At 41.3% G+C, this 8,218-nt stretch carries 8 protein-coding genes; 7 read left to right on the top strand and 1 reads right to left on the bottom strand.

Annotated features, from left to right (window positions below; translation table 11 throughout):
- Positions 1 to 118 precede the first annotated feature (118 nt).
- Positions 119 to 607 (top strand): SH3 domain-containing protein, encoded by a 489-nt coding sequence (locus H6G41_RS30680; protein ID WP_190751701.1) that lies wholly within the window; start codon positions 119 to 121, stop codon positions 605 to 607.
- Positions 608 to 782: 175 nt separating this feature from the next.
- On the top strand, positions 783 to 1,280 hold the full coding sequence (locus tag H6G41_RS30675; protein WP_190751699.1) for a DUF2808 domain-containing protein: 498 nt from the start codon (positions 783 to 785) through the stop codon (positions 1,278 to 1,280).
- A gap of 296 nt (positions 1,281 to 1,576) precedes the next feature.
- Here the strand turns inward: H6G41_RS30675 and purH are convergent, their stop codons facing one another.
- Positions 1,577 to 3,121, bottom strand: a complete 1,545-nt coding sequence (purH, locus tag H6G41_RS30670) for a bifunctional phosphoribosylaminoimidazolecarboxamide formyltransferase/IMP cyclohydrolase (RefSeq protein WP_190751697.1) — start codon at positions 3,119 to 3,121, stop codon at positions 1,577 to 1,579.
- Positions 3,122 to 3,361: 240 nt separating this feature from the next.
- On the opposite strand from purH, the gene H6G41_RS30665 reads away from it, so the two are divergent.
- The 5 genes from H6G41_RS30665 (at position 3,362) to H6G41_RS30645 (ending at position 8,045) form a co-directional block, all read left to right on the top strand.
- A complete protein-coding gene (locus tag H6G41_RS30665; RefSeq protein ID WP_190751703.1) occupies positions 3,362 to 3,988 on the top strand; it encodes an alpha/beta hydrolase in 627 nt (208 codons plus the stop codon).
- Positions 3,989 to 4,142: 154 nt separating this feature from the next.
- Entirely contained in the window at positions 4,143 to 4,355 is a 213-nt protein-coding gene (locus tag H6G41_RS30660) for a DUF2555 domain-containing protein (protein WP_096600800.1), read from the top strand.
- A 67-nt stretch (positions 4,356 to 4,422) separates the two neighbouring features.
- Positions 4,423 to 5,628 (top strand): bifunctional phosphopantothenoylcysteine decarboxylase/phosphopantothenate--cysteine ligase CoaBC, encoded by a 1,206-nt coding sequence (gene coaBC, locus H6G41_RS30655; protein ID WP_190751694.1) that lies wholly within the window; start codon positions 4,423 to 4,425, stop codon positions 5,626 to 5,628.
- 542 nt (positions 5,629 to 6,170) lie between these two features.
- Positions 6,171 to 7,301 (top strand): hypothetical protein, encoded by a 1,131-nt coding sequence (locus tag H6G41_RS30650; RefSeq protein ID WP_190751692.1) that lies wholly within the window; start codon positions 6,171 to 6,173, stop codon positions 7,299 to 7,301.
- A 174-nt stretch (positions 7,302 to 7,475) separates the two neighbouring features.
- Positions 7,476 to 8,045, top strand: a complete 570-nt coding sequence (locus H6G41_RS30645) for a hypothetical protein (protein WP_190751690.1) — start codon at positions 7,476 to 7,478, stop codon at positions 8,043 to 8,045.
- Positions 8,046 to 8,218: the final 173 nt, after the last annotated feature.

Here is an 8,218-nt window from a genome sequence, read left to right as displayed (position 1 = left end):
CTCTATTTGCTGGGAAGTTAAATGATTTTTTGCTGGCATTATTCCATTTTTTGACTGAATTCGGCTTTTTATTATACCCTATTTAAATGCTGAACAGCTTACAGTTAACCGTCAGATTATGCAATCTTCTACTCCAGCAAGCCCATTAGAAAATAACCAAGGTGAATATTTAATCGCTCAGTATGCTAGCAGTTGCCGGCGGGTAATGGCAAGGAATGGAATTTTTGTGTTGCAAAAACCAACAGTTGATAGTGCTGTAGTTGGTCTTTTAGACTATGGTACAACCGTGACAATTCGCGATCGCGGTAAAAATGGCTGGGTACCAATCTCATCCCCCGTCAATGGTTATATTTTACATACTAATTTCCTTAGCTCATGCCAAGCTGCAAAAGCTGCAACGCCCCCCGATTTAAACTTTTGTCGCAAGGTTGCTGCTAATGGAGGGTTGGTAGTACGCACAGCGCCTTCTAATAATTCCGCTAGGGTAGGAGTTATTCCTAAAGGAGAAAACGTTGTCATTGCAAGGGGAAAAAATGGTTGGGTACCAATTTCCACGCCCTTAATGGGTTACGCACAGTCTAGATATTTGGCTTATTGTTCAAGGTGAGGGGTTTTTAAGGATTATTGCTCATAAAATCTTAGCTGAGAAAACTAATATTTAAATCTCAGAATAATCTCATATATCGGTCAGTATGATCTCATATTCATGAATCAATCTATTAATTACAAGCTCTTAAACGAATCTAGAGTTAATGGTTCACCCAAAAAACAGGTATTGATTCATGAAAGGTTTTATTTTTGGTGCTTTATCTGCTTTAATTCTTACTACATCTGCTGCGGCGATCGCAACACCTGCTAAATCTCAACAGCTAATTGCACAGGCGCAATCGCAAACAGCATCTACAATTAACGTTCCCTATATCACTGGTTCTGGCGTATCAAATAATACTCATTTTATTAGAGTCGCAGTAAATGGGATGTCTGTACAAGATTTAATGATTACTCTCCCCTACCAAATGGAACGTTTTGAGCAAGTTCAAATTAAGGATCAATCGGGTAGAGAAATTGCGGCTAAAACACAGAGTACAAAAGGACGTTTGACAATTACCTTTGATCAACCTGTAACCCCTGGTAATTCTATAGAAGTGCAGTTTGCAGGGGTAAGAAACCGGATTTCTAGCGTGAGAACTCTACTTTATGGCGTGACTGCGCAAAGGATGGGATTACAAGGGGATATTCCAGTAGGAACAGCTAGAATTGATCTTCCCGATCAAAGTTAAATTTTGTCAGTGGTCAGTTGTCAGTTGTCAGTTGTTATTAAGCAACAGTCAACACTTCCCTGCGGGACGCTACGCGAACGACAAACTCAGTGGGGTGCGGTCAACAGTTAACGGTCAACAGTCAACAATCAACCATCAAAATTAAAAAACGCCTGGGAGTGTTGCCGTGTTTCCACCCCAGACGTTTTTTATCTTTAACTTGCTCCTCACACACAACTAGAAGATATCACTTGTTCAAAGATTTTACAAGTATGTTCAGTGACACTTGATAAAGTGTAATAGATACGGGAACAATTTTAGTGTAAAAAATGTCTTACTCCAGTTAGTACCATAACTAAACCTAATTCATTGGCAGCTTTAATGGAATCTTGATCCCGCAAGCTTCCCCCTGGTTGGACAATGCCAGTAATTCCCGCATCTGCGGCGGCTCTCACGGTATCATCGAAGGGGAAAAAGCCATCGCTGGCGAGAAATGCGCCTTTGGCTAAGTCTCCGGCTTGTTCTAGGGCGATTTTGGCGGAACCGACACGGTTCATTTGTCCTGCGCCTACTCCTAGAGTAGCGCGATCGCGGCTGACAACAATAGCGTTGGATTTTACATGCTTGCAAACTTTCCAAGCAAATAGCAATTCAGCTAATTCGCTGTCGCTGGGTTGGCGTTCGGTGGCAACTTTCCATTGGCTCGTGTCAGCAATGATATCATCTGAGGCTTGGACGAGAAAACCGCCGGCGATCGCTTTTACTGTTTCTTTGGGGCCGCTGTTTAAATCTGGTAATATCAATACTCGGACTTTAGATTTAGCTGCGAGTATCGCTTGCGCGTCGCCTTCACAACCCGGTGCTACCACACATTCTAAAAAGGTTTTGGTTAACTCGCTGGCTGTAGCTTCATCAATGGGACGATTTAGGGCGACAATTCCCCCAAAGGCGGAAACAGCATCAGCATTAAACGCTTTTTCATAAGCTTCTTTGATGGTATCGCCTAAAGCTACGCCGCAGGGATTGGTGTGTTTGAGAATTGCTGCTGCGGGGGTATCTGTAAATTCAGTGATGATGCGTCGGGCGGCTTCTAAATCAACTAAGTTATTGTAACTGAGTTCTTTACCTTGCAGCTTACTTGCCGCCGCCCAGCCTGTAGACGTGCTACCTGTTTCATACCAAGCAGCGCTTTGATGGGGATTTTCGCCATAACGCAGAGATTGTACTTGCTTCCCAGCGAGACTGTATTGCTGGGGTAAAGCCGATGCATCATTTTGGGCAGCAATGAGATAAGATGCGATCGCTTGGTCGTAGCTAGCAGTATGTAAAAATCCTTTTAAAGCCGACTTTTGGCGAAATTCTAGGGATGCTTCGCCATTATTTTGGCGTAATTCCTGTAAATATTCATCATACTGGGCGGGATCGCATAATACTGTCAAATGGGCAAAATTTTTCGATGCAGCCCTTAACATCGCCGGGCCGCCAATATCAATTTGTTCAATGGCTTCTGGTAAACTTACCCCAGGTTTAGCAATAGTTTCCTCAAAAGGATAGAGATTGACAACTACCAAATCAATCGGACGAATTTGATTATTTTCTAAATCTGTTAAGTCTTGGGGGAAATCCTTACGTGCTAAAATTCCGCCATGAATTCGCGGATGCAAAGTTTTCACGCGCCCGCCTAAAATTTCTGGCGAACCTGTATAATCAGAGACTTTTGTCACTGGTATTCCCGCATCTTTGATTGCTTTAGCTGTACCTCCACTGCTAATTAAATCAAAGTTAAATTCTTCCACTAAGCTACGCGCCAGGTCAATTAATCCAGTTTTATTGGATACACTCAGCAAAGCCAAACGTGCCATAATTCCCCAGTTTCCTTTGGTACAAACAATGAAGGCAGAAGAATATTTTACAAGTCAATGGTCAAGGCAGTGGTTCGACTACGCTCACCAAGCAGGTAGGGGGCAGAAGGGAGAAAAAGTTTGACAGCAATCCTATTTTCTTGTTGCATACTTTTTAAGAGGATTTTTTGTTGTTAATTATTCCTAACAACTAACAACTAACAACGGACAACTGACAACTGACTATTGACTAGTTCAAACATGACTCAAACTTTAGAATTTATCTCTGTACCCCCAGATTCAGATCAAGCACCATTAGGTTTAATCGTGACTTTACACGGTTGGGGTGCTAGTGCTGATGATGTGGCGGGTTTATTGCCTTATTTTGATTTGCCAGATTATCAGTTTGCCTTTCCTAATGCGCCTTACCCTTATCCCTATGCTGACACAGGTAGGGCATGGTATGACCTACGCCAAGAAAATATGTATCAAGGTTTAACCCAAAGCCGGCAAATACTCACAGATTGGTTGCTGTCTTTGGAAGGTATCACAGGTGTACCTTTATCACGCACTGTTTTAAGTGGATTCTCCCAAGGGGCGGCGATGACTTTGGATGTAGGATTAAACTTACCTCTAGCCGGTTTGGTGGCGATGAGCGGTTATTTACATCCAGAGGCTGGCAAAGTTGCTAAAGACACTTTTCCACCTACGTTAATTACTCATGGCAGGCAAGATGAAGTTGTCCCCTTATCGGCGGCGGTGAGGGCAAAAACTACCTTAGAAGCTTTGGGAGTTCCCTTGCAATATCAGGAGTTTGATATGGGTCATGAAATTGGTTTACAAATGTTAGAGCTGCTACGGAATTTTGTTGTAAATGCAATTGGGTAGCCTTAGTTGCAATTTTTTTACAAAAGAACGTAGAAATCCGGAAAATTTTTACAAAATCCACACCATCTAATGAGTAAGATATATTGGGTGGCCGTGAAAAGCACAACCCGACCCATGCTGGGTGCGAATGCTGCAATAGGGAGGGGCAAGCATTATGAAAACTCTAAGCATTTCCAAAAAAGAAATTGCTGCCATGACTGTGACAGATGTTGAAGAGTTGGCTACACGTCTGGAGATGGATAATTATAGCAATGCTTTTGAGGGTTTGAATGATTGGCATCTACTGCGAGCGATCGCATTTCAGCGTCCGGAGTTAGTTGAACCCTATATCCACCTCTTAGACTTGGAACCCTACGATGAAGCTTAGATAAAGGATAAGGATAAAGTGTAACGGATGAAAGTACTTTAATCTTATTTTCTCATCCTTAGCACCAATGCTAAATCCAAAATTATCAAAGGTTTTAATCGGTGTAGGCGGCGGTATCGCCGCCTATAAAGTCTGTGAACTGGTTTCACGGCTATTTCAATCTGGGGTAGAAGTGCGTGTCATTCTCACGAATTCAGCGCAAGCTTTTGTCACCCCCCTGACTTTAGCCACTCTTTCCCGTCACAGCGCCTATACCGACGAGATGTTTTGGCAACCCGTTCACTCTCGCCCTTTGCATATAGAATTGGGTGAATGGGCAGATTTATTGGTAATTGCACCGTTAACAGCCAATACCTTAGCCAAGTTAACCTATGGGATGGCGGATAATTTACTCACCAATACTGTACTAGCTTCTACTTGTCCCGTGCTGTTAGCGCCAGCGATGAACACAGATATGTGGGAACAGCTTGCAGTTCAGCGCAATTGGCAGCAACTATTGACAGATAGCCGATATCATGGTATTGGTACGGCATCGGGGTTATTAGCTTGCGATCGCGTCGGTGCGGGGAGAATGGCTGAACCTCCCGAAATTTTGGCTTATATTCAATCTTTATTGCACACTGGCGGTAAACGCGATTTAGTTGGGAAGCGGATATTAATTAGTGCTGGGGGAACGCGAGAATTTCTCGATCCGGTGCGGTTTATTGGGAATCCTTCCACAGGTAAAATGGGACTAGCTTTAGCACAAGCAGCACTTCATCGCGGTGCTAACGTTACTTTAGTATATGGCCCGGCGAGTTGGGATGTACCTTTAGGAGTACAAGCAATTCCTGTAATTAATGCAGAAGAAATGCAGCAGGTAATGCAGAAATATTTAGCCACTGAAGATGTGATAGTCATGTCCGCAGCTGTGGCCGATGTTAAACCCAGAGATTATAGTAGCGAAAAATTACCCAAGCGATCGCTTCCCGAATCTTTAGCTTTAGAATCTGTACCCGATATTGTCAGCGAACTGGCGAAAATGAAGCAGCCACATCAATGTTTGATTGGATTTGCTGCTCAAACTGGCGATATTGTAGCGCCTGCTTTAGATAAATTACAGCGAAAAAACTTGGATGTAATTGTTGCAAATCCCATCGATAAAACTGATAGTGGTTTTGGTAGCGATAATAATCAAGCGATATTTTTAGATAAACAAGGAAAACAGTTAGAAATTCCCCCTTGTTCTAAATTACAGATGGCACATCTTTTATATGATTTTGCACTGGGATAGATAAATTAGCTGATTGTTGTTCAAATCAGAATTAAACAATTATTTCACGATAATTTAAAGTATTTTTTGCTATTTCTATCTAATGGTAGAATATCCGATTTTATAGCAAAAATAGTTCCATCAATATATAAATATTGGACTTTCCAGCATACTCTGCTATAAGTTTACAGGCTTTTAGCTAATTTTTAGGCAAAATACATTAACTAGTAAGTATATTGGAAATATTACCGGATTATTCGACTGTATACACCTATTTTTACTTTATCTATGCTTGGTTAAATGTTGCTATTGGCACAGTAAATATTAATAATTTTTTTAACCGGTTTCTTCTGTAATTCAGTATTTGCAAAGTATGGCTGTTGTTGCTTGATTTTGAAAATGATACTAGGGTGAAAAACTACTCCTTTAGACAAATAATTACTTAATTATGTGTTTCTTTAGAGTAGTTAACTTAATCTCTATAATTGTTAAGTTAATAACTGGCAAGAGCAAACTTTAAATGCATGTTTGTTAATCCTTTGTAATTTCAGGAGACCATTGACATGGTAGAAAGTAGCCAGACTTTTAACAATCAGGGTGGAAATGTTGACCGCACAGCAACAGGTCAATCTTATCCAGGTTCAACTAACATTAACCAAGATGCTGGAGCATTTGGAAACGAATATAGCGATCGCGCAGCAACAGGTCAAGCTTCTCAGGGTTCAACTAATATCAACAGAGATGCTGGAGTCTCTAGGACTGGGTCTGAAACTGGATATAGTGGCACAACAATGGGTCAATCCTACTCAGGTTCAACTAATATCAACAAAGGTTCTGAAGTCCAAACAGATGTAAATGCTTCTAAAACTACGCCTCAATCTGATAATCGCTCAGAAAATCGAGGGATGAATCCGATGTTAACGAGGGCGCTTATTGGTGGAATTATTGGTGCTACCGTAGGTGCTTTAGCTGGTAGAAGAATCGGTCTAGGTTTGAATATTGCTGCTAAAGGAATAGCAGAAGCATCCAAGACTATTGGCGAAGGTCTTGGTCAAACCGCTAAAGGTTTAGGTGAAGCAGCTAAGAGTGTTGCTGAAGGCGCTTCCCAAGCTATTGTTGGTGGAACTTTAGATACCGCAGAGGGTGTTGTAGAGGGTGTCAAACAAACCGCATCTGGTGCATTAGACGCCGTCCAAAATACAGCGCAAGGCGTTAGTCAAGTTGTCCAAGCTAGTGCAAACATCGCTAAAGATGCAGCACAAAATGTTACCGATGTAGCTAGACAAACTACAATGGGTACCCTAGACGCCATCCAAAATACAGCACAGAGTGCTAACCAAACTGTGCAAGGTGCAGCAGATTCAGCTAAGGATAAAGTTAATGACTTCCAATCATCTGGAAATCAGGGGTATCAATCTTCTAGCCAGATGACAGGTAACCAACCGAATATGAATGACTTCCAATCATCTGGAAATCAGGGGTATCAATCTCCTAGCCAGATGACAGGTAACCAACCGAATATGAACAATCAAATCAGTACAGGTCAGCAAGACCGTGATTCGATGTTCTACATTTCATCTCCAGAACAAGCAGAAGGGCTGATTATTACTTCAGTGACCTTAACAGAGATGGAAAACCCAGCAAATTCTCTGGAAGATAATTCACTCGAAGAAGAAATTGCTCGGCTTGACTGACTGTTAGATGAAAATAGCTCAGATTCTGATTTAAACCTAGATTTTATTGATGATAATTTCATCAATAATGGCTGAGTAATTAATCCTGAACGGTAAGTATTCCTAGGTTCTCAAGGCTTAGGAATACTTAATAAATCAACCGAAATTGGTTGGAGAATAATGGAGCAGATAGCTATGAATGGAAACCAGCAGCTTTTAGATAAATCTGATAATAATGTTGATTTTGCCACAGATAAATTTGAGAATCATACAACAGATAATGGCAGTAATAATCTGGCAAAAATAGCGATGGGAGCCATTGTGGGTGGTACCTTAGGCGCAGTAGCTATTGCTTTAACTATTAAGGGTACAGCCGACAGAATCAACCAAACTATTCAAGGTTTAGGAAATGGGGTAAAAGGTGCAGCTAAGGGTGTTAATAATACAGTTCAAGGTGTGGGAACAGCAATTAAGACTGTAGCTGATGGTGTAAATTACACTGTTAAAGATGTAGGAGATGCGATTAAAGATTCCGCTGAAGGTGTTAACAATACTGTTATCAATACAGTGGATGTGGTGAAGAATACAGCAGTTAAAATTAATGACACTGTTCAAGATACAGTAGATACTGTTAAGGATAAAGCTGTTGATGTGAAAGACAGTGTTGAAGATGCAGCGAATCTCAAAAATAGTGAAACTCAGACTAGCAATGTACCTGATGACCAAGCAACCTACCTGTTGATTCCCGTAGACAAACAACATTGATTTTTGCTGATAAAATTCAATATGAAGATGTATATAAGCTATTGTGCTTTTAAGTTGCACAATCAATCGTGAGGATTGTTGACTTTTGACTGCGCCACACTGAAGCTCTGTCGAAGTGTTGACTGTTGACTGTCAACAGCCCTTAGAGGTTGTTTGAAAAGTTTTTGGCTGTG

This window comes from Tolypothrix sp. FACHB-123 (assembly GCF_014697075.1).
GTDB lineage: Bacteria > Cyanobacteriota > Cyanobacteriia > Cyanobacteriales > Nostocaceae > Aulosira.
This window is presented reverse-complemented; position numbering and strand designations above follow the sequence as displayed.